Below are 653 nucleotides of genomic sequence, written 5' to 3'. Positions count from 1 at the left end.
ATAACGCCCGCTTAAGGGGCTGACAACGCTACTACTAACTTTCCGCATAACACCGTAACCACAAAAACCAACGCATAGTAAAAATGCCGCGCGTTGGAAGTCCCTCTTGAAGCGTTTGTTATGTGAATTCTCGATTGAAACGCCTAACTTTTGTACGCACATTTTTCATAGGTGATGACGTATTAAACTGAATCATGCGCCCCAAAGTCCATTGTTCATACCACGTAACACCATATAAGTCATGATTATTTAAGCTTGAAATGAGTAAAAGTATCTCGTTAACCGTAGACTCAAGTTCAATGAGTAAATCATTGTATTTCCAATCACGATACTCTTCGTGGAAGCTTTCAGCGAGTGAACCTAATTGGTTCCATTTATAACCAGTTTCTGGGAAATCTACATGTTGGTGTCGAGATCTTAGCTGATGCCATTTAAGAACCAGTTTTCCCCAACCAATCAAGTAAGCCACTGTATCACTAACACTAATGACCGTACCTTTCACGTTTCCCTCTACTCCAGATTTGCGAGCTTTACTTTCCGGAATTGAACGATAGTCAGCCATGAGTTTCGGAAATATTGAGTTTATAGCTAACTCTAATTCATCTTTATTTTTTGGCACAGAAGACATTTTGATCTCCATTCACATAACGCCC

1 protein-coding gene is annotated in these 653 nt (G+C 40.0%); it reads right to left on the bottom strand.

Annotation, left to right across the window (positions count from 1 at the left end; all coding sequences use genetic code 11):
* Positions 1-118 precede the first annotated feature (118 nt).
* Positions 119-628: a ClbS/DfsB family four-helix bundle protein gene (locus tag FKN93_RS17500; RefSeq protein WP_170905778.1), complete on the bottom strand. Its 510-nt coding sequence runs from the start codon at positions 626-628 to the stop codon at positions 119-121.
* Between the last annotated feature and the right edge of the window lie 25 nt (positions 629-653).

It is taken from the genome of Vibrio sp. A8-1, assembly GCF_013048685.1.
Taxonomy (GTDB): Bacteria; Pseudomonadota; Gammaproteobacteria; order Enterobacterales; family Vibrionaceae; genus Vibrio; species Vibrio metschnikovii.
Note: the sequence above shows the minus strand (reverse complement) of the source record. Positions and strands in the feature narration are given on the sequence as shown.